General features: G+C 50.7%; 26 protein-coding genes and 2 pseudogenes. 25 read left to right on the top strand and 3 right to left on the bottom strand.

Annotation, left to right across the window (positions count from 1 at the left end):
• Positions 1-49 precede the first annotated feature (49 nt).
• The 14 genes from NA986_RS17945 to NA986_RS18010 are packed head-to-tail and all read left to right on the top strand — an operon-like array spanning position 50 to position 8,765.
• Positions 50-418, top strand: a complete 369-nt coding sequence (locus NA986_RS17945) for a hypothetical protein (RefSeq protein ID WP_023972351.1) — start codon at positions 50-52, stop codon at positions 416-418.
• Entirely contained in the window at positions 387-797 is a 411-nt protein-coding gene (locus NA986_RS17950) for a DUF4054 domain-containing protein (RefSeq protein ID WP_023972350.1), read from the top strand. Before NA986_RS17945 ends, NA986_RS17950 begins: the two co-directional genes overlap by 32 nt.
• The gene (locus NA986_RS17955) at positions 794-1,303 is read left to right on the top strand and encodes a hypothetical protein (protein ID WP_023972349.1); all 510 of its coding nucleotides are present in this window, start codon (positions 794-796) and stop codon (positions 1,301-1,303) included. Before NA986_RS17950 ends, NA986_RS17955 begins: the two co-directional genes overlap by 4 nt.
• Positions 1,303-1,707, top strand: coding sequence for a hypothetical protein (locus NA986_RS17960; RefSeq protein ID WP_001526520.1), 405 nt, complete (start codon positions 1,303-1,305; stop codon positions 1,705-1,707). The genes NA986_RS17955 and NA986_RS17960 overlap by 1 nt, the downstream gene beginning before the upstream one ends.
• Positions 1,700-2,245, top strand: a complete 546-nt coding sequence (locus tag NA986_RS17965; protein ID WP_060647002.1) for a phage neck terminator protein — start codon at positions 1,700-1,702, stop codon at positions 2,243-2,245. Before NA986_RS17960 ends, NA986_RS17965 begins: the two co-directional genes overlap by 8 nt.
• Before the next feature lie 3 nt (positions 2,246-2,248).
• Positions 2,249-3,394 carry a DUF3383 domain-containing protein gene (locus NA986_RS17970; protein ID WP_023972347.1) on the top strand — a complete coding sequence of 382 codons (1,146 nt, stop codon included), beginning with the start codon at positions 2,249-2,251 and terminating at the stop codon, positions 3,392-3,394.
• A gap of 11 nt (positions 3,395-3,405) precedes the next feature.
• Complete coding sequence (locus NA986_RS17975) at positions 3,406-3,846, top strand: phage structural protein (protein ID WP_000257262.1); 441 nt, start codon at positions 3,406-3,408, stop codon at positions 3,844-3,846.
• Positions 3,847-3,849: 3 nt separating this feature from the next.
• Positions 3,850-4,302 carry a phage tail assembly chaperone gene (locus tag NA986_RS17980; RefSeq protein WP_000389049.1) on the top strand — a complete coding sequence of 151 codons (453 nt, stop codon included), beginning with the start codon at positions 3,850-3,852 and terminating at the stop codon, positions 4,300-4,302.
• Positions 4,303-4,325: 23 nt separating this feature from the next.
• On the top strand, positions 4,326-4,490 hold the full coding sequence (locus NA986_RS17985; protein ID WP_023229521.1) for a DUF6889 family protein: 165 nt from the start codon (positions 4,326-4,328) through the stop codon (positions 4,488-4,490).
• Positions 4,480-6,489, top strand: a complete 2,010-nt coding sequence (locus NA986_RS17990) for a transglycosylase SLT domain-containing protein (RefSeq protein WP_000990866.1) — start codon at positions 4,480-4,482, stop codon at positions 6,487-6,489. The genes NA986_RS17985 and NA986_RS17990 overlap by 11 nt, the downstream gene beginning before the upstream one ends.
• Positions 6,489-7,064 (top strand): phage baseplate protein, encoded by a 576-nt coding sequence (locus NA986_RS17995; protein ID WP_060647005.1) that lies wholly within the window; start codon positions 6,489-6,491, stop codon positions 7,062-7,064. The genes NA986_RS17990 and NA986_RS17995 overlap by 1 nt, the downstream gene beginning before the upstream one ends.
• On the top strand, positions 7,064-7,366 hold the full coding sequence (locus NA986_RS18000; protein ID WP_060647006.1) for a phage baseplate plug family protein: 303 nt from the start codon (positions 7,064-7,066) through the stop codon (positions 7,364-7,366). The genes NA986_RS17995 and NA986_RS18000 overlap by 1 nt, the downstream gene beginning before the upstream one ends.
• A 2-nt stretch (positions 7,367-7,368) precedes the next feature.
• Positions 7,369-8,436 (top strand): hypothetical protein, encoded by a 1,068-nt coding sequence (locus NA986_RS18005; protein WP_000081749.1) that lies wholly within the window; start codon positions 7,369-7,371, stop codon positions 8,434-8,436.
• Positions 8,433-8,765: a hypothetical protein gene (locus tag NA986_RS18010; protein ID WP_000819157.1), complete on the top strand. Its 333-nt coding sequence runs from the start codon at positions 8,433-8,435 to the stop codon at positions 8,763-8,765. The genes NA986_RS18005 and NA986_RS18010 overlap by 4 nt, the downstream gene beginning before the upstream one ends.
• Before the next feature lie 83 nt (positions 8,766-8,848).
• On the opposite strand, the gene NA986_RS18015 is transcribed toward NA986_RS18010, so the two are convergent.
• Positions 8,849-9,304 carry a hypothetical protein gene (locus NA986_RS18015; protein ID WP_000931859.1) on the bottom strand — a complete coding sequence of 152 codons (456 nt, stop codon included), beginning with the start codon at positions 9,302-9,304 and terminating at the stop codon, positions 8,849-8,851.
• A 118-nt stretch (positions 9,305-9,422) separates the two neighbouring features.
• On the opposite strand from NA986_RS18015, the gene NA986_RS18020 reads away from it, so the two are divergent.
• From NA986_RS18020 to NA986_RS18065, 10 genes and pseudogenes are all read left to right on the top strand, one after another.
• Entirely contained in the window at positions 9,423-10,175 is a 753-nt protein-coding gene (locus NA986_RS18020) for a Gp138 family membrane-puncturing spike protein (RefSeq protein ID WP_000301078.1), read from the top strand.
• Positions 10,175-10,528 (top strand): hypothetical protein, encoded by a 354-nt coding sequence (locus NA986_RS18025; RefSeq protein WP_060647008.1) that lies wholly within the window; start codon positions 10,175-10,177, stop codon positions 10,526-10,528. Before NA986_RS18020 ends, NA986_RS18025 begins: the two co-directional genes overlap by 1 nt.
• Positions 10,529-11,728 (top strand): baseplate J/gp47 family protein, encoded by a 1,200-nt coding sequence (locus NA986_RS18030; protein WP_001197089.1) that lies wholly within the window; start codon positions 10,529-10,531, stop codon positions 11,726-11,728. It abuts the gene before it with no gap.
• A complete protein-coding gene (locus NA986_RS18035; protein ID WP_000049939.1) occupies positions 11,725-12,405 on the top strand; it encodes a DUF2612 domain-containing protein in 681 nt (226 codons plus the stop codon). The genes NA986_RS18030 and NA986_RS18035 overlap by 4 nt, the downstream gene beginning before the upstream one ends.
• Entirely contained in the window at positions 12,405-13,937 is a 1,533-nt protein-coding gene (locus tag NA986_RS18040) for a hypothetical protein (protein ID WP_060647010.1), read from the top strand. Before NA986_RS18035 ends, NA986_RS18040 begins: the two co-directional genes overlap by 1 nt.
• Positions 13,938-13,951: 14 nt before the next feature.
• The gene (locus NA986_RS18045; protein ID WP_000421108.1) at positions 13,952-14,470 is read left to right on the top strand and encodes a tail fiber assembly protein; all 519 of its coding nucleotides are present in this window, start codon (positions 13,952-13,954) and stop codon (positions 14,468-14,470) included.
• A 248-nt stretch (positions 14,471-14,718) separates the two neighbouring features.
• On the top strand, positions 14,719-14,904 hold the full coding sequence (locus tag NA986_RS18050) for a PagK family vesicle-borne virulence factor (protein WP_071786695.1): 186 nt from the start codon (positions 14,719-14,721) through the stop codon (positions 14,902-14,904).
• Between the two features lie 62 nt (positions 14,905-14,966).
• Positions 14,967-15,575 carry a DUF4376 domain-containing protein gene (locus NA986_RS18055; protein WP_000370530.1) on the top strand — a complete coding sequence of 203 codons (609 nt, stop codon included), beginning with the start codon at positions 14,967-14,969 and terminating at the stop codon, positions 15,573-15,575.
• 109 nt (positions 15,576-15,684) lie between these two features.
• Positions 15,685-16,077: a DUF1353 domain-containing protein gene (locus tag NA986_RS18060; RefSeq protein WP_000033280.1), complete on the top strand. Its 393-nt coding sequence runs from the start codon at positions 15,685-15,687 to the stop codon at positions 16,075-16,077.
• Positions 16,070-16,171: pseudogene (locus NA986_RS18065) on the top strand (tail fiber assembly protein); the annotation flags it as partial. The gene NA986_RS18060 and the pseudogene NA986_RS18065, both read left to right, overlap by 8 nt.
• A 103-nt stretch (positions 16,172-16,274) precedes the next feature.
• Here NA986_RS18065 and NA986_RS18070 read toward each other — a convergent pair.
• On the bottom strand, positions 16,275-16,520 hold the full coding sequence (locus NA986_RS18070) for a PagK family vesicle-borne virulence factor (protein WP_127913510.1): 246 nt from the start codon (positions 16,518-16,520) through the stop codon (positions 16,275-16,277).
• Positions 16,521-16,753: 233 nt separating this feature from the next.
• On the opposite strand from NA986_RS18070, the pseudogene NA986_RS18075 reads away from it, so the two are divergent.
• Positions 16,754-16,900, top strand: a pseudogene (locus NA986_RS18075) (helix-turn-helix domain-containing protein); the annotation flags it as partial.
• A gap of 42 nt (positions 16,901-16,942) precedes the next feature.
• Here NA986_RS18075 and NA986_RS18080 read toward each other — a convergent pair.
• Complete coding sequence (locus NA986_RS18080) at positions 16,943-17,590, bottom strand: hypothetical protein (protein WP_000503667.1); 648 nt, start codon at positions 17,588-17,590, stop codon at positions 16,943-16,945.
• Between the last annotated feature and the right edge of the window lie 44 nt (positions 17,591-17,634).

Raw genomic sequence — 17,634 nt, forward strand, 5'->3', positions numbered from 1 at the left:
TGACCACTGCAGGCGGGGGAAACCTCGCCTTATTTGATGGAGTGACGATATGAAGTATCTCGTAAATACTGGCGTGACGTTGAGTCTTGCAGATGGTTCCAGGTATGAAATCACCAAAGGTATCCACAGTGGTGCTGATTTCCCGGATAACGTGAGGTCTCACTGGGCCTTCGATGCTTATGCGAAACAGATTGACGATGCGGAAGCGGATAAACTGGAAGCGGTTAATGCAGACCTGAAGGCATATGTTGTTTCTCTGGAAAGCGCTAACGCTGAATTACTGGCACAAATCGCCGAAAAGGATAAGGAAATTGCCGGGCTGAAGTCTGCTGTAACAAAGCCGGATGATAAATCTGTTGAAAGTGAAGACAAACAGGAGACTGGCAATGCCAAAAAACAGTCTTCTGCCAACAAGTGAACAGTTCCGCTCCGATTTCCCTGAGTTCGCCGATAAAACCCGATACCCTGACCCCTCAGTAAATTTCTATCTGGGGCAGGCAGACACAATCCTGAATCAGGACGTACAGGGCGATCAGTTCGTCTACCTGGCCGAACTATTCACCGCTCACTATACGGAGCTGCGCGGCCGTACGCTGGCAGCCGCTGCCGCAGGTGGTGTGAACAGCAACAGCGCGGCAGGTGTCGTGTCCTCTAAATCAGTGGATAAGGTTTCAGTGAGCTATGACGTGTCCGGGGTAATCAATCCGGATGCCGGTTTCTGGAACAGTACCGCCTACGGGCGAGAGTTCTACTGGTGGTGGTCCATGTTCGGCGCCGGGGGCAGGCAACTGCTATGAAAAAAAGCGGGTTAACGGTTCGCGCCGACAACGCCGTATCTGTTCTGGAATCCCTCAGACAGTTATCCGGAATGGATGTGCTGGTGGGAATCCCTGAAGACAAGGCAGGACGTGAGGATGGCTCACCGATTAATAACGCGGAACTGGGCTACCTCCACTCAACGGGCGCAACGGTGGAAATCGACGGTACGACAGTCACGCTTCCCCCGCGTCCTTTTCTGGAGATGGGGATCGAGGACTCAAAACCCCGAACAACTTCGCAACTCAAAGCAGCGGCAACCGCCGCGCTGGAGGGAAAGACTGAAGCCGCAATGCGTGAGCTGGATAGCGCCGGACAGATTGCCCGTGATGCTGCAAAAGCTGTTATCGGTGCTGGCGACCGACTGCACCCCCTTTCTGAGAAAACCCTCGAACGCAGACGGGCTGAGGGCATTCCCGGTGACAAGCCGCTGTATGCCCACGGTTACCTGCTGCGCTCAATTAACTACGTCGTGAGGAAAAAATAATGCCTCTTCTCGATGTGAGTGATGTTCTTCTCGATCCCGACTTCATGGACACCAGTCTGGTGTGTCACCGGCAGGTTCAGACGGTGGATGAGGATAATTTCACGAAAAACACAGCTCAGGATATTCCATTCTCTGGCGTGGTGACGGTTGACCGTTCGCTGGAAGCCCGACGAATGGAGGCAGGCCAGAACATCAGCGGCGCGATCCTCATCGTGACGCAGTTCAGATTAACCCAGGGCCAGCCCGGTACAGACATCTCCCCGCGACTTGATGCCGATATCGTGAGCTATAACGGACGCGACTATCGCGTGACGTTCGTCGACCCGTACACCCGTTACGGTGCCGGATTCGTCCAGGCACATTGTGAGCTGGTGGACTTTAACGGAGGGACGCCAGTTGAGTAATGACAGCACCGCGCGCGGTTATCTGACGCCTGTCGGCGATGGCCCCCGGTATGATGAGGCGCTGGAGCGTGAAATCAGTCGGTGGATTCGTGGTGTTTCTGGCTTGCCGGCCACGCTTGTTTTCCCCCGATGGACTGACCCGCAGCCACAGATCCCCAACAACGGGGTGACGTGGTGCGGCTTCGGTATCACTACCGTTCCCCAGCCGTTGAGCCAGTCCGATGTTCAGGTTTCGGAAGAACAGTCCGAGCAATGGACATGGGAACAGGTCACCGTGATTTGCTGCTTCTATGGCCCTCTGGGGGCCAGCACGGCATCAACTTTCCGTGCGGGGATATTCGTCGAGCAAAACAACGCCGAACTGAACCGCTCGGGGCTTTCGCTGGTGGAGGCCGGGACTATCTATAACCTGCCAGAACTCATTAACAACCAGTGGGTGAGGCGTTATGACCTCACCATCACGCTGTCCCGCAAAAACATCCGTACCTACAACGTCCGGACGCTGAAAGATGCGCCCGTCTCATTTTTCGGAGACTAAATTATGCCGCAGGGATTACCTGTATCAAACGTCGTTAATGTCGACGTGATCATTGGGCCGCGCGCGGCTACTGGTCGAAATTTTGGTTCACTGCTTATTCTCGGGACATCCACGGTAATTCCGGTGAAAGAGCGTCTTCGCCTCTACTCCTCAAAGGAGGACATCGGATCTGATTTCGGCGTGGACAGCCCCGAATATGAAGCAGCAACAGTCTATTTCTCGCAATCACCACGCCCTAAAGAAGTCTATGTAGGTCGCTGGGCTAAGACACTGGCAACGGGTGAGGCGGGTGCTGCTGAAAAGCTGATGGATGCGGTTAACGCCGTAATGGGCTACACCAACTGGTATGGTCTCGGTATTGCAGACAAAGAGGATATTGCAGATGACGACTGGCTGAAGGTTGCTGCAGCCGTAGAAGCTTCGGGCGTCAGCCGCATTCTGGCAATTACCACCAGCGATCCCGCCACCGTTGACGCCACTTCAACCGGGGATCTGGCCTACAAGCTGAAGGCGGCAAAATACGGGCGCACGTTCGTACAGTATTCTTCCAGCAACAAGTACGCTGCGCTGTCCGCGTTTGGCCGCGCGTTTACGGTCAATTTCAACGGCAGCAACACCACCATTACTTTGAAATTCAAACAGGAGCCGGGGATCACTTACGAAACCCTGACGACTGATCAGGCGGCGGCGCTGGATGCCAAGAAGTGCAACGTGTTTGTGTACTACCAGAACGATACGGCAATCCTGCAGCAGGGCGTCATGTCCAGCGGAGATTTCTTCGACGAACGCCACGGGCTCGACTGGTTGCAGAACTACGTACAGACCAACCTGTATAACCTGCTGTACACCAGTACAACCAAAGTACCGCAGACCGATGCGGGTGTGACGCGTCTTCTGTCCAATGTTGAGCAGTCTATGGATCAGTCCGTGACGAACGGGCTGGTGGCTGCTGGCGTATGGAACGGTGGCCCGATTGGGCAGCTGGATTCCGGAGACACGTTGACAAAAGGGTATTACGTCTACGCGCAGCCGATTTCCGAACAGGCGCAGGCCGACCGCGAAGCGCGTAAGGCACCGGTTATTCAGGTGGCCTGTAAGCTGGCGGGGGCGGTTCATTTCGCTGATGTGCAGATCAACGTCGTTCGCTAAGGGGAAAATGAATGGCTACTTATTCTTTTACGGACGTCACAGCGTCCATTTCTGGTCCGACTGGTGTAATTGATCTGGGTTACGGCTCCGCCAGCTCCGAGGAAGGGATCACTGTTGCTATGGCCGGTCCTAAAAACACCATGACAATCGGCGCTGACGGCGAAGTGATGAACAGCCTTCACGCAGACAAGAGCGGTACGGTAACCGTCAACCTGCTTAAGACCTCGCCGACAAACAAAAAGCTGTCGCTGGCGTACAACGCGCAGAGTCAGTCCTCAGGAACCTGGGGAAACAACGTCATTGTGATCCGAAACAAGGTGAGCGGAGACATCATCACGGCGCGCAGCGTGGCATTCCAGAAACAGCCGGATAACGCCAATGCTAAAGCCGGTAATACGATGCCCTGGGTGTTTGACTGCGGCAAAATCGACCAGGTACTCGGAGAGTTTTAACAGATGGAATGTTCAGTCAAAGGCCACGATTACCGCGTGGCAAAACTCAGCGTTTTTGACCAGCTGAAAGTGACCCGTAAGCTGCTGCCGGTACTGGCGGGCATGATGTCAGATTTCGGGAGCATTCGTTCCCTTCTGCCTGCGGATGGCAAAATCGACACCGTGAAATTTGATCAACTGAAACCGGTGTTTGAAACCCTGCTGCCGCGTATCGCTGAGGAACTGTCTTCCCTGACCGAAGAAGACACCAACGCGATTATTCATCCGTGTCTGTCTGTGGTTTCACGTAAGCATATGGACGGATGGACGCCAGTATTTAGCAGCGGGCAGTTGATGTTTGACGATATCGACCTGCTGACCATGCTCCAGCTGGTGGCGCGGGTGGTCGCCGATTCGCTGGGAAATTTTTTGCCCGTGAGCCCTACCAGCGCGACGCCGGGCCATCCTCAGGGCTAACCCTCAACAGCCTGCCTGACGGGCTGTCTTATCTCCTTGACCCGGTTGATGCCGGGTTAATCCCTTATTACGCGCTGAAGGATGGGTCTGTCGATCTGTGCGATATCGCGCTGATGAATGACCATCTGGCCGTTAAGGCTGACAACCAGCGCCGTATTGAGAAATGGAGAGAGGATAATGAACGCTGAGACTATTAAAGATTTTCTCGTCTCCCTTGGCTTTGGTATTGATGAAGCCGGATACGAGAAATTTGAATCTGTTCTTGCTGGCGTCACCGCAAATGCCATAAAAACAGGGCTGGCGGTGGAAGGTGCGGCGCTGTCCGTTGTTGCGTTTACGGCGAAAATTGCCTCCGGTCTGGATAACCTTTACTGGGCATCTCAACGCACCGGCGCGACGGTTCTGGGGATTCAGTCGATTGGCTACGCAGTTTCGCAGGTGGGTGGCAGCGTGGACGCGGCGCGGAGCTCGCTGGAAAGCCTCTCACGATTTGTACGTAACAACCCCGGCGCGGAGGGATTTCTTAACCGCCTGGGTGTACAGACTCGTGACGCCAGCGGGAACATGCGCGACATGGCTGCTATTTTTACGGGCGTCGGCCAGAAGCTCAGCAGCATGCCGTATTACCGCGCTAACCAGTATGCGCAGATGCTGGGCATTGACGAAAATACCCTTATGGCGATGCGTCGGGGTATGGGGGGATTCTCCGGGCAGTACAGCGCGATGGCGAAGGCCATCGGTTACGACTCTCAACAGGCCGCTGTTTCCTCCAACAAATTCATGACCTCCCTGCGCGAGTTCGGCGCGATGGCAGGCATGGCCCGTGACAAAATCGGCTCGAATCTTGCTGGTGGTCTGGCGGGTTCGCTGGACACGCTGCGCCGCCACATCCTGGATAACTTTCCGCGCATCGAGCAGACCCTGACGAAAGCCATAAAAGGCATTCTGGCGCTCGGGGACATCATCGGGCGGCTGTTCTTCCGGCTTATTGAGGGGACGTCAGACCTTATTACCTGGTGGAAATCACTCGACAAGCAAACGCGGGATCTGATCTCGCTGTTTGGCGCGCTGACGATTGCGCTGCGCATTCTGAACAGTACGTTCTGGATGTCGCCGATTGGCCTGATTACCGCGCTGACCGCCGGTATCGCGTTACTCTGGGAGGATTACAGGACCTGGAAGGAAGGCGGTAAGAGCCTGATTGACTGGGGCAAATGGAAACCAGAAGTCGACGCCGCGCTGAAGATGGTCCATGACCTGCAGGGGGCCATTAATGACCTGGCGAAAGCGCTGGCGAAGCTGCTCAACATTGACCCCAAGTCATGGTCCCTGAAGTGGGATTTCAGCAACTTCATTGATCAGATGGGCGAGTTCAGCAAGATGCTGAATATGATCGCCGACCTGCTCAACGCCATTAAAGACGGTCGCTGGGCCGATGCCGCCAGCATCGGAAAACGGATGCTGAATCAGGGCGGTGAAAACCCGTCAGCAATGCCGATGGTGACCGACAGCGCCAACAGTTCCGCTGACTGGATTAAAGAGCACTGGGGATTCGATCCCCGCAGCGTAGGCCGAACGGTTCGCGGCTGGTTTGGGGGTGATGACCCTGAACAACACGGACAGTCAGTTAAGCGGCCACAACCAACAAAAGCTGGCGCTGAGCTGCTGGGATGGATGCAGCCGATGCTAACCAATCTGGAACACCTATACCGGCTTCCGGAAGGTTTGCTGCGCAGCGTGGCCATCACTGAATCAGGCGGGAATCAGTTTGCAGTTTCCGGCGCCGGCGCTAAAGGCCTGTTTCAGTTTATGGACGGCACTGCACGAGATATGGGGCTGCGCGGGAATGATGTTTTCGATCCGGAGAAGGCTGCGCAGGCTGCAGCAAAATATCTTTCACAGTTGCTGCGGGCGAATGGCGGTGACCTGAGCAAGGCGCTGGCGTCATATAACTGGGGGATCGGGAATGTACAGAAACACGGGATGGCCCTTATGCCTCAGGAAACCCGCAACTACATTCCGAAGGTATTAAGCAACATGCCCGCACCCGGAGCTCAGGTCCAGCAACAGAACACCTATCACATTTACGGTGGTGGTGATCCGCACTCCGTGGGGAATCAGGTAGAACGTCGGCAGCAGTCTGCAAATGCCCAGCTCATGCGCGGCAATCAAACGAAGGTGGGTTAATGGATATTCTCTCTACTCTCTTTCATCAGCAGTCCAGGAGAATTGGGGTGCTTATCCCCAGTGTGGTTGTTTCAGAGAAGCACACCGACACGCTAGAGATAACAGAGCACCCTGTCGAGGTCGGTGCCGCCATCGCTGACCATGCCTACAAAAAACCGTCTGAAGTGGTGATGGAGGTCGGTTTCGCTGGTGGCGGATCGTTGCTGGATTTTGCCAGTAACCTGACGGCCACCAGCTTACTGGGCCTGAGTCCTCAGCAGACGTATCAGGAGATACTCGACTTGCAGGAAAGCCGTATTCCCTTCGATGTGGTGACCGGCAAACGGCTGTACAGCAACATGCTGATCCGCACACTGGAGGTGACGACCGACAGGACGACCGAAAATGTCTTGTCCGCCGTCCTCACCCTGAGGGAGGTTCTCATCTCGCAGACGCAGCAGGTAACCGTCGCGGATAAAACCGACATGAAGGACGGGGCCAGCACGTCGCCAGTCCTCAATACCGGAACCAAAACAACTAAACCGCCCAGCACTTCTTTATTGCAGAGTGGTGCGGCTTTTCTGGGGCTGGGTTAATGACTATTCAGGAAATTCCGCTGACCGCGGATAACCAGCAGTTCAGCATCATCCTGGCGGGTATCACGTGGCGGATTCGCATCATCTGGCGTGACCTGTACTGGATCATGGACCTGCAGAACGACAGGGGGGAGCCGGAAATCTCCGGCATTCCTTTGGTCACTGGCGCCGACCTGCTGGCACAGTACGCATACATGGGACTGGGTTTTAAGCTGGTGGTGATGTGTGACGACAGTACACAGGATTATCCGACGAAAACCGACCTGGGCGGTCGCAGTCATTTACTGGTATTAACGGAGTAAGCATGTCACAGAACTGGATGAGGCATTTCGAGCTGCAGCTCGTGGGCGAAAACGGACAGGGTATTCAACTCAGCGATTTTAAAGTGACCTTTACGATCGACTGGTTCAACATCAGCAGCGCGTCCCGGGTGGGAACGTTCAAAATCTACAACCTGTCAGCTGATACGGTGAACCGCATCACCGGCCAGGAGTTTTCGAAAGTGCGGCTGATTGCCGGTTACGACGGTATCGCGCCGGAGGTGGCAGCCAGCGATGTCGGCATTGCGCGGGAAGTCGACGCCGACACGGTGGGCCAGAGCGACGGGCGCAACTACGGACTGATTTTTAGTGGGGAAATTCGCTACTCGGTCACAGGAAAAGACAGTCCCATTGACTCCTACGTCCTGATTCAGGCCGCCGATACGGATCTGGCATTTGCCACCAGCATTACCAATCAGACGCTGGCAGCGGGTTACACGACAGAAGATATGTTCAGGCTGTTGATGAAAGACTTCGAAGCCAAAGGCGCGACCGTTGGTCGCACTCCGGTATTCCCCCCGACTGTTTTCCCGCGCGGACGTGCGCTGTTTGGCATGACACGGCATCTTATGGATAACGTTGCTGCTCAGTGCGGCGCCACCTGGCAGTTCGTGGATGGTCAGCTTAATATGCTGCCCGAAGGTGAATACATGCACGACGCGATTGTGCTCAACAGCGCCACCGGGCTGATCGGCATGCCTCAGCAGACCATCGGTAATGGCGTTAACGTCCGCGCGCTGATTAACCCGAACATCCGGGTTAACGGGCTAATTCAACTGGATCAGGCTTCGGTGTATCGTACTGCATTGTCGAACAACGATATTGCTATGACTGGTGGCCGTATCACCGACCAGAACACTGACGGCAATATCACACTCAGCGGCACCACGGCGCAGCCTGCCAGCATCGCAACGGATGGCGTTTATGTTGTGAAAGGCATTATGTATACTGGTGATACAAGGGGCCAGGCGTGGTACATGGACATGATGTGCGAAGCGCGTGGCGCGGCGGATCTTGTTTCCTCATCAGCGAGGGAAAGAGGGCTTCAATGAAACGGTTCTGTTTGGCGTTAGCAATGATGGTTACTGCACCGGCGATGGCTGCAATTCAGTGCGGCAATTACACAATGACCGGTGACGGAATGACTGTTATTAACGGTGAGACTGTCACATCTCAGAAAATCAAATTTCTGGGAAAAGATGGTGATTACTCAAACATGAAAATGGACATGGGCCTGATGCCTTCCCGTGATGGCAACAATTACGGCTTTGAGTTTGTGAAGCGTAACGGAAAAGCTTTCCTTAACGTCCAACTGCTGCAGAACAGCATGGACGCGCCGAGGATCATTGGATCATTTCCGTGTAAGAAAGTGCCTGATTGAAGGCAGGCACTTAAGCAGGATGATTCTTTCTTACACTCAAACTTATGAGGGTTTGCAAATGACAGATGAAGAGGTCCGGGATTTTATTCTTTTGTCACCAGTGATAACGCTTGCGGATTTTGTTCGAAATAAGCAAGGTTTTCAGCAGATAGCGCACCGTGTAAGAGAGCTCTCCAGCGCTCAACAACCTGAGCATATTGCCGCTTTTTCAGAGGCATGCTTAGCAGCGGATATTGAGAGAAATCAGCGTTCTTATTAGATAATGCTTTCAACGACTCCTCAGCTCGTTCCAGTTTTAACATTACACTTGATAACCTACGCTCCAGTATGGCTATGGTGCAAATAACAGCGCCAAAGCCAGCGTATCCTGTTCGGCTTAAATATTTCTCAACGATTGGTTCGAAATCGTCTAAATCCTCCGGCGGGTTTTCACCGCAACACATGAGAATAATGAAGAGGTATTCATCTATTCTTAGGTTTTGCGGAATGCTTTTCAAAAAATCAATTAAAGCTGTTCGTGGATCTTCATGATTAAGCATGGTTTTTCCTTATTGAAAATACCGTTGCAATATATCCATTAAATACGCATTAAACACCCTGATATTTGTTCAGTAACCTGCCATTCGGCGGGTTTTGTGCTTTCTGGAGCTCTACCAAATGGCAGTATCTGACCAGACCCGCAGTGGCGACCTTGCCGAAACATTCAAATCTGAGCGGGAAACCACAAAGAACCAGATCCGCGTCGCTTTGCCCGGAATTATTCAGTCATTCGATCCCGGCGCGGTTACGGCGGTTGTGCAGCCTGCTATTCGTTCGGTTGAAACGGATAACGACGGGAACCGCATTACCAAAAATTACCCGCTGCTGGTGGATGTGCCGGTGGTGTTTCCGCGCGGCGGCGGCTGCACGCTAACGTTCCCGGTGAAAGCCGGTGATGAATGCCTGGTGATTTTCGCCGATCGCTGCATCGATTTCTGGTGGCAGAACGGCGGGGTGCAAGAGCCTGTCGATGACCGGGTGCATGATTTATCGGATGCTTTCTGTATCGTCGGCCCGCAGTCGCAGGCGCAGAAAATTAGCGGTATCAGCACCAGCGCCGCGCAGCTCCGTAGCGACGACGGAAGTACGTTCTTTGAGCTCAATCCCTCTACGCAAAAAATTAAAATCGTAGCGCCTGGCGGTCTGGATGTAGTTACCCCGCTGGCCGACTTCTCGGCGAAAGTTACCATTCATGGGCTGCTGTCCTGGCTGGGCGGCATGGTAGGGTCCGTTGTTTCTGGCGTTGCATCAAAAATCACCGGTGCTGTTGAGTTTATCGGTAGTGTGAAAGCGAACGGCAAGGTGATTGACAATACCCATACGCATGGCGGCGTTCAACACGGTGGAAGCAATACAGATGAGGTGAACTAATGCGGTACAGACGTGAAGACGGCGAAGATGATTACACTTTTGGTAGTGGCGATGATACCTGGCTGATTAACTCGCCAGAAGCTGTCGCGCAGGCGGTAAAAACACGATTCGCATTGTGGTACGGGCAGTGGTTCCTCGATAAGACAGAGGGAACACCATGGATTCAGTCTGTGCTCGGTAAGCAAAAGCCGGAAACCTATAATCTGGCGATCCGCAAGCGTATCCTCGAAACGCGGGGCGTTAAATCCATTCTCTCTTTCAATACGACAGTGAACATCTCGACGCGCCGCGTCCAGTTCTTCGCTGAAATCGACACTATCTACGGAACAACGACAGTAACCAGCGAGGCATAAATGGCCCTCAATTTGGACACACTCGGCTTATCGGCAACGGTAACCGCTGAGGGGATCAGTGCGCCTGATTACCAGACGATACTCGATACCCTGACGAGCTATTTCCAGCAGATTTATGGCAGTGACGCTTATCTGGAGCCGGACAGCAAAGACGGCCAGATGGTGGCGCTGGTGGCGCTTGCTATTCACGATGCCAATAACACAGCCATTGCCGTCTATAACTGCTTCTCACCTGCTACGGGTTACGGCGCAGCGCTGACCAGTAACGTGAAAATTAACGGTATCGCGCGCAAAGGTGCAACGAACTCTACCGTGGATTTACTGTTCACTGGCACCGCAGGAACAATCATTACGAACGGCACCGTGAAAGACACCAATAACGTGATCTGGCGTCTTCCGGATTCAGTGGTGATTGGTGTTGATGGCACCGTGACGGCAACTGCAATCTGTTCCAAAGGCGGAGCGGTTGCAGCTCCTGCCGGGACGATTACCACTATCAATACACCGACCCGTGGCTGGACGTCGGTAACCAACCCGGCAGCGGCCACCGTTGGCGCACCTGCAGAAACGGACGCAGAACTGCGCATCAGGCAGGGGCAGAGTGTCGCGATACCATCCATCACACCATTTGAAGGTGTGGACGGGGCGATCGCTAATATTGCTGGTGTGACGCGCCACAAGCTCTATGAAAATGATACAGGAAAGACTGACGGTAACGGGCTCCCTCCGCATTCCATCTCGGCCATTGTTGATGGTGGCGATGTGACCGAAATAGCCAGGACCATCCGGGGAAATAAAGGGCAGGGGGTCCGGACTTGGGGAAAAACATCCGTAACCGTACCGGATAAATATGGCAATCCTCACATAATCAGTTTTTCGCGACCAACTGATGTCCCTGTTTACGGAAAAATCACCTTATCAGTTTTTGCCGGGTACACCTCTCAGATAGGTGTGCAGATTCAGCAGGCTGTTGCGGATTACATTAACAGACTGATGATTGGTGACCAGGTACTGCTGAGCCGGATTTATTCTCCTGCTAACCTTGGGGTCGTCAGTGGTGGAAATGCACGCTATTACGATATTCAGGAGCTGCTGATCGGCAAATCTCCTGAAACCGTTGCCGCGGCGAATATTAATATTGCTTACGACGAATCAGCCTCCTGTAAGCCGGAAAATATCATTATTACGGTGGCGGCATGAGCAAATATACGGACTTAATCACCAACTATCATGCGACAAAACCTAAATTCGTTGAACACATCGATTTAGTGACCAGGCCGTTAGCTGAAACCTCAGCCGCAATGAAGGGACTCATAAACGCTTTTGATATTGATCATGCGGCAGGAGTACAACTCGATATTCTCGGCCAGTGGATAGGGTTAAGCCGGGTTGTAAGCCAGCCAATAAGCGGTGTCTATTTCAGCTGGGACACTGACGGACTCGGATATGACCAGGGCGTCTGGCAGGGGCCATATGATCCGGATTCGGGTTATACCTCGTTGAGCGATGAAACCTATCGCATCGTTCTAAAAACGAAGACAGCAATTAACAACTGGGACGGAAGAAACGACTCGCTGGCTCCCATTCTTGACGCCGCTCTGGACGGTTCCGGCCTGAAGATGCAGATCGTCGATAACCAGGATATGACCATCGGTATCTGGGTTTTCCCTGAAACAGATATTTCAGCGGTCTCTCTCGAACTTATTGCTGCGATACGACAAGGGTATCTGACGGTAAAGGCCGCTGGTGTATGGGGCGGAAGTATTGAAATTCCTTCGGTGGAAACGCCTTCTGAAGGAAACAGGTTTTTTGGGTTTGATATGGATAACGAATATATCAGCGGGTTTGATGCCGGTTCATGGGGGACATTACTCTGATGGCTAAAAATGATTTTAAACCGTTTGCGACGGGCAAGGGTGCTAATGTTACATCGCAGCCTGACTGGGAGGCGCTGCCGGCTCTCCTGTCTGGTTTTACTGCGGGCAAGGCATCAAGTGCACAGGTAAATAAAGCGCTGCGTCAGGCGAGCTTCATCGCTGCAGCGCTGGCACAGTACACAGCCAGCAAGAGCGGGCAGGATGTACTCGATGATGGTGACCTGAGCGGCTTTATCGCCAAAATGTCCGCTGCGTTCGGTAAGGATTTTCAGACTCTTGATGCCACGCTGACGGCGCTCGCTGGTCTGGCTACCGGTGCAGATAAACTCCCGTATTTCACGGGAAATGATACCGCCGGACAGACTGATCTTACTTCTGTTGGGCGCGACATCATCGGAAAAACCAGCGTTGCGGATATTCTCACATACCTCGGTTTAGGAGAAACGATAAATCTGGCAAAAAATGCCGTTCCGGCGACGCGCAGGGTTAACAACAAACCGCTGTCCGGTGATATCAACCTGTGGGCGTCAGATGTGAAGGCTATTTCCGCCGATGCTGTTGGAGAAATTACCGATAACGGCACGATGGCATCAGCTAATATACCTGGATGGTGGCGGGTGGCTGTGTCGAATTCTGATACGGTCACTGATTTTCCCACCTATCCGGATGGCAGCAAGCTGTACAGCTATGGATATATGTTTGTTGAGAAAATCGGGGAAGTCTGGTTTCAGCACTATTACGCGCATATGGGCGCGAACGCAAAGCGCCAGGACTGGGGAACGGTACCGAATACCAGCCGCCCGTGGGTTATTGACTACAACACCGCAAATAAACCTTCAGCCGGTGATGTGGGTGCATTGCCGATTACCGGGGGACGGCTTAACGGTTCGTTAGGTATTGGTACTGATAATGCGCTGGGCGGTAATTCTATTGTGCTCGGTGATAACGATACCGGGATTAAGTGGCACAGTGACGGCGTTTTAGGCCTTTATGCCAATAATGCCCTGGTCGGTTATATCGACAACTCCGGGCTGCACATGTCAGTTGATGTTCTCACTAATGGTATCTTACGTGCCGGCAACGGAAAAACACTGACGTTATCGAGTGGTAACAACTCCGCGATGAACGCCGGTTTCAGTCTGTGGGGAAATGGCACAGACCGCCCAACGGTCATTGAACTGAGTGACGATCAGGGCTGGCATTTCTACAGCCAGAGACGACAAGACGGCGGTATCGAACTGAGTGTAAACGGCAATATTTACCCTGCTAATTACAGCAATTTTGACGCCCGTTATTTAACATCAGGAAACGTATATACAAAAGGCGAATCAGATAATCGTTATGTCCAGAATATCCAGCGCGGTGCTCCTGTATGGCCTGGCAAAGTAGATGAATATGGACCAGCAGAAGCGCCTGCTGGTTGCTTTTTAACACAGGCCAGACATGACCCAACAACAGCATACGGTGTGACATTTGCGTATAGACCGCTACAAATGTGGGTGGGTAATGGCTGGCGTACAATTAATGGATAATTTAGGTGAATATAATGGAATTAAAAAACGTAACCAGATACATTCCTGACGACCAGGACTACGATAATAACTTTCTGTATTTTCGTAGTGAAGATGGTCAGGACTTTTACGAATCACTGAGTAAATTCACCAAAAAATATAAGCTGTGCATTGACTCCGAAAATATAATACGTTCTGTAGCCGAAGATGTATCGCGCCTTTATCCGGCAGGTTTTTCGGTTGTTGAGGTCAATAAACTACCAGCCGGATTTAATATCTATGGCGACTGGAAATATTCGAACGGCACTGTTCTGGCTGTTCCCGTTGACTATCAGGCTAAGGCCGAAACCACCCGGCAGAAACTACTGGATGGAGCTAACAGCATCATTGCCGACTGGCGAACGGAACTGGCGCTGGGTGAAATCAGTGACGACGATAAGGCCACCCTGACTAAATGGATGTCGTATATCAAGGGACTTAAATCACTGGATTTAACAGGAATTTCAGACGAGGCCACCTTTAATAAAATACAGTGGCCTGCATTACCACAGTAATGACTACTACTGACTTGCTAGTTTTTAGGTGTTAATTCGGCTCAGGTATCTGTACGAAGTCACTAAGATATAAGTAAATTTTCTTTAGAAAAGAAAATTTATTGTACTTATTATTTACTTTTAAAGTAAATATATACTTAACAATCAAGAGATATTCAAGGAAAACTTTCTTTTCTGCTTTATCCTGATAAAAGGATTGCGGTAAAAGTTAAGGATGAAGCATAGCTATCAATTATGTGGGTGATCTTATGAATAAACTTAACAGTGTATTGTTAGCGCTGGTTTTTGCTATATCGGCCATAGCATTTTCTTCATCTGCAATGGCCACTGAAAGCGGTAATAAAGGATTTCCTGGCCTTTCGTTTCCGTGGTGTAAAATCTGGCCGGCAGATATAGAAATCCCAGAACTACCATGGGGTAAAATATGCTGGTAAACGAAATAACTTTTATTAACCAAAGGGATTAATTGCCGCGTAAACAAGTAATTTTGTGGTATATGGATAATTCAAGTAACGACTACTGGCTGGTTTATCCGGCCAGTCATATTGCTGTATTTGACGCTGAAACCCAGACGTGGAGCCTGTTCGAAGACCACCGTGGAAAAACGGTATACGATACGACAACCGGCAACCCGATTTATATTTCAGAACCCGGCCCGCTACCGGAAAACACCACCACACAGGCCCCTGCATCACCGATAGATAAATTCGAAAACGGTCAGTGGGTGGCAGATTTGAATACCGCGCTTATTCAGAAACATGCCGAAATTAACGACTGGCGTAATATTCAGGAGAATATGAATTATGTATTCCGGTTTAACAATCATAACTGGGACTACGGCAAAGCGATGCAGGAGAGATTAAGCCTCTCCGTTCAGATGGCGAAACAGAATAAATTACCGGACGGTTTTATCTGGACGGACGCCGATAATAACGACGTGCCGATGACAGCGGGCGAGCTGCTGAACCTCAGCGACGCCATTGACCAGGCCATGTTCACCAAAGGTCTGCAGATTCATATGCGACAGCGGCAGATGAAAGAGGAAGTGGACAAATTAACGGACTATAAGGCGATTAAGGATTACGCCGTGGGCTGGCCCGAATAAAAAAAGAGGCTGCTTCTGCGAGAAAGCAGCCAACGAGGTTTCAAGCAGTGAATATAAAGTCATTGGACTAACCGAGTACATTTTTTTCACTTTCTGCCGGATCCTGTCAATGAGTAAATTTACCACCCCCGCGATTCTGGAGATGCTGGAGCACTACAGATGGCGGGTATACGAACCGTTTGAGTTTTACCTGAGCGATGACAACAGCGATGTTATTGAGGGGCCGGCTGGTTTCGTCACCGACCTCGCCACCATCCCGCGTATCTTCTGGACAATTCTCCCGCCAGACGGCAAATACGCCAAGGCGGCCATTATTCACGACTGGATGTATGACAACGCGCTACGAACAAAAAAAGAAGCCGACAAAATCTTCCTCGACGGGATGACGGTGCTGGGCGTGCCGAAGTGGAAACGCATAATCATGTACTACGCGGTAAGGTTATTCGGACGGGGGATGTACGGGAAAGAGCAAAATACTGTCATTAATGGTAATGGAGGATGAGAAAGCGCACCTCGACGAGTGGAAAAAATACAGGGTGCTGGTAAACCGGGTGGATACGTCAAATCCTGACTGGCCGGAGATGTCAGCAAACTAGGAATAATTTGTTTTGGAAATTAAGGCTACCATAACGTCATACGGTAGCCTTAAATGAAAACTCGCTCAAGAAGAAATGACAGTCATCGTAACCAAATATACAATCAATTAAAACCACAAACTTGGTAAAAATATGGAGGTTTAAGTATATCTTCTGGCCAGTTATCGCACCATTTGGGGCGTTGAGCGAATGGGTTTGGTATTTTTGAGATGTCAAAGTCTCCTCCCGGCGTAGATTTTGTGTTGCCTGGAGGTGTTTTTGAATCGCTGGCGGCCATGACAGATGTCGAGAAGGCTGCAGCCGACAATGCAAAGGACAGGACTAAAAATATGTTCTTAACGTATTTCATAATATCACCTGTTAAGTAGTGACCCACTATCCTTACTGTTACAACATCCTTTATTACATATATTAAACGTAATTTATTACAATCTGGTAAATAAATAAAAAACATTTAGAATATATTTACTTTATATAAAAATAATAAGCAGTATTATATTATATCTTCTATGGAAAATAATTCATATGAGAGTGAGTTCATATGCTCTTCAAATTCTTACTGCCCCCCACCACACACTGGGGGCGCAGGCCGGGTGCCTGATTGGGGCAGGAGTTCCGCGACAGCAGGTAGCGATTATTTATGATGTGGGACTGTCGACGCTGTACAGAAAATTTCCTGCAGGAGAAAATGAAACCGCAGACATACCGTATGCAACGTGCTGCGGCTAGCTGATAAGCTTGTAAAAATCTTGATCAGGGAGTGGAACCTTTCTATGAAGCTAATTTGTTTAATTTCATTTGTAGTGACTTTACTTCTTGGTCAATAATGTTAAATCCCTTATTGACTGCATCTCTAAGTTCTGCATCAATATTTTTTATCCCTTGAGCATAATCTACCATTACATCTATTTTTGCATCATGTAATCTCTTATACATGGTTTTATCATTGTTATTGTCAGCCATACCAATAAGGATTTTTTCATAATCCTCAATGAGCTTGTTGTTTCCTTTAAATGATTGTATTAATGAACGTGAATATGTGTAAATATTAATTATTGAGTCTCTTGCAGAATCATTTAGTTTTGCAATAACATTCGCATTTTGCTCATAGAATGTGAAATTATCATCCCCTACAGGGAACGTGAGAATTAACATCTGTCCGGGTTTGATATTATCAACGTGTGTTTTCATCCTTTTGTTATATAAATTGATTAGGGTGAAAACTTCTCCCTTAACTCCTTTTAATACCGAAAGCTGCAATTCAAGGGATTCTCTTTCTGTCTCTACTTTAGAAAGCTTAGCTTGTTGGGTAACTCCTTTTAGGGTAAACCATCCGCCAATAAGAGTGCCAACTAGGGCCGTGAGGGAGGAGGATAACCATCCAGGGATGCTATTTAAAAGATTACTAAATTCACCCATTATAAATACTCACTAATATTGAACGATATATATCAAATTATTAT

This window comes from Salmonella sp. NW177 (genome assembly GCF_051811585.1).
GTDB classification, from domain to species: Bacteria; Pseudomonadota; Gammaproteobacteria; order Enterobacterales; family Enterobacteriaceae; genus Salmonella; species Salmonella enterica.

Coding starts and splice junctions, on each gene's coding strand:
- NA986_RS17945 (WP_023972351.1), top strand. CDS start 50: ATGAAGTATCTCGTAAATACTGGCGTGACGTTGAGTCTTGCAGATGGT.
- NA986_RS17950 (WP_023972350.1), top strand. CDS start 387: ATGCCAAAAAACAGTCTTCTGCCAACAAGTGAACAGTTCCGCTCCGAT.
- NA986_RS17955 (WP_023972349.1), top strand. CDS start 794: ATGAAAAAAAGCGGGTTAACGGTTCGCGCCGACAACGCCGTATCTGTT.
- NA986_RS17960 (WP_001526520.1), top strand. CDS start 1,303: ATGCCTCTTCTCGATGTGAGTGATGTTCTTCTCGATCCCGACTTCATG.
- NA986_RS17970 (WP_023972347.1), top strand. CDS start 2,249: ATGCCGCAGGGATTACCTGTATCAAACGTCGTTAATGTCGACGTGATC.
- NA986_RS17975 (WP_000257262.1), top strand. CDS start 3,406: ATGGCTACTTATTCTTTTACGGACGTCACAGCGTCCATTTCTGGTCCG.
- NA986_RS17980 (WP_000389049.1), top strand. CDS start 3,850: ATGGAATGTTCAGTCAAAGGCCACGATTACCGCGTGGCAAAACTCAGC.
- NA986_RS17990 (WP_000990866.1), top strand. CDS start 4,480: ATGAACGCTGAGACTATTAAAGATTTTCTCGTCTCCCTTGGCTTTGGT.
- NA986_RS17995 (WP_060647005.1), top strand. CDS start 6,489: ATGGATATTCTCTCTACTCTCTTTCATCAGCAGTCCAGGAGAATTGGG.
- NA986_RS18000 (WP_060647006.1), top strand. CDS start 7,064: ATGACTATTCAGGAAATTCCGCTGACCGCGGATAACCAGCAGTTCAGC.
- NA986_RS18005 (WP_000081749.1), top strand. CDS start 7,369: ATGTCACAGAACTGGATGAGGCATTTCGAGCTGCAGCTCGTGGGCGAA.
- NA986_RS18010 (WP_000819157.1), top strand. CDS start 8,433: ATGAAACGGTTCTGTTTGGCGTTAGCAATGATGGTTACTGCACCGGCG.
- NA986_RS18015 (WP_000931859.1), bottom strand. CDS start 9,304: ATGCTTAATCATGAAGATCCACGAACAGCTTTAATTGATTTTTTGAAA.
- NA986_RS18020 (WP_000301078.1), top strand. CDS start 9,423: ATGGCAGTATCTGACCAGACCCGCAGTGGCGACCTTGCCGAAACATTC.
- NA986_RS18025 (WP_060647008.1), top strand. CDS start 10,175: ATGCGGTACAGACGTGAAGACGGCGAAGATGATTACACTTTTGGTAGT.
- NA986_RS18030 (WP_001197089.1), top strand. CDS start 10,529: ATGGCCCTCAATTTGGACACACTCGGCTTATCGGCAACGGTAACCGCT.
- NA986_RS18035 (WP_000049939.1), top strand. CDS start 11,725: ATGAGCAAATATACGGACTTAATCACCAACTATCATGCGACAAAACCT.
- NA986_RS18040 (WP_060647010.1), top strand. CDS start 12,405: ATGGCTAAAAATGATTTTAAACCGTTTGCGACGGGCAAGGGTGCTAAT.
- NA986_RS18045 (WP_000421108.1), top strand. CDS start 13,952: ATGGAATTAAAAAACGTAACCAGATACATTCCTGACGACCAGGACTAC.
- NA986_RS18050 (WP_071786695.1), top strand. CDS start 14,719: ATGAATAAACTTAACAGTGTATTGTTAGCGCTGGTTTTTGCTATATCG.
- NA986_RS18055 (WP_000370530.1), top strand. CDS start 14,967: ATGGATAATTCAAGTAACGACTACTGGCTGGTTTATCCGGCCAGTCAT.
- NA986_RS18060 (WP_000033280.1), top strand. CDS start 15,685: ATGAGTAAATTTACCACCCCCGCGATTCTGGAGATGCTGGAGCACTAC.
- NA986_RS18070 (WP_127913510.1), bottom strand. CDS start 16,520: ATGAAATACGTTAAGAACATATTTTTAGTCCTGTCCTTTGCATTGTCG.
- NA986_RS18080 (WP_000503667.1), bottom strand. CDS start 17,590: ATGGGTGAATTTAGTAATCTTTTAAATAGCATCCCTGGATGGTTATCC.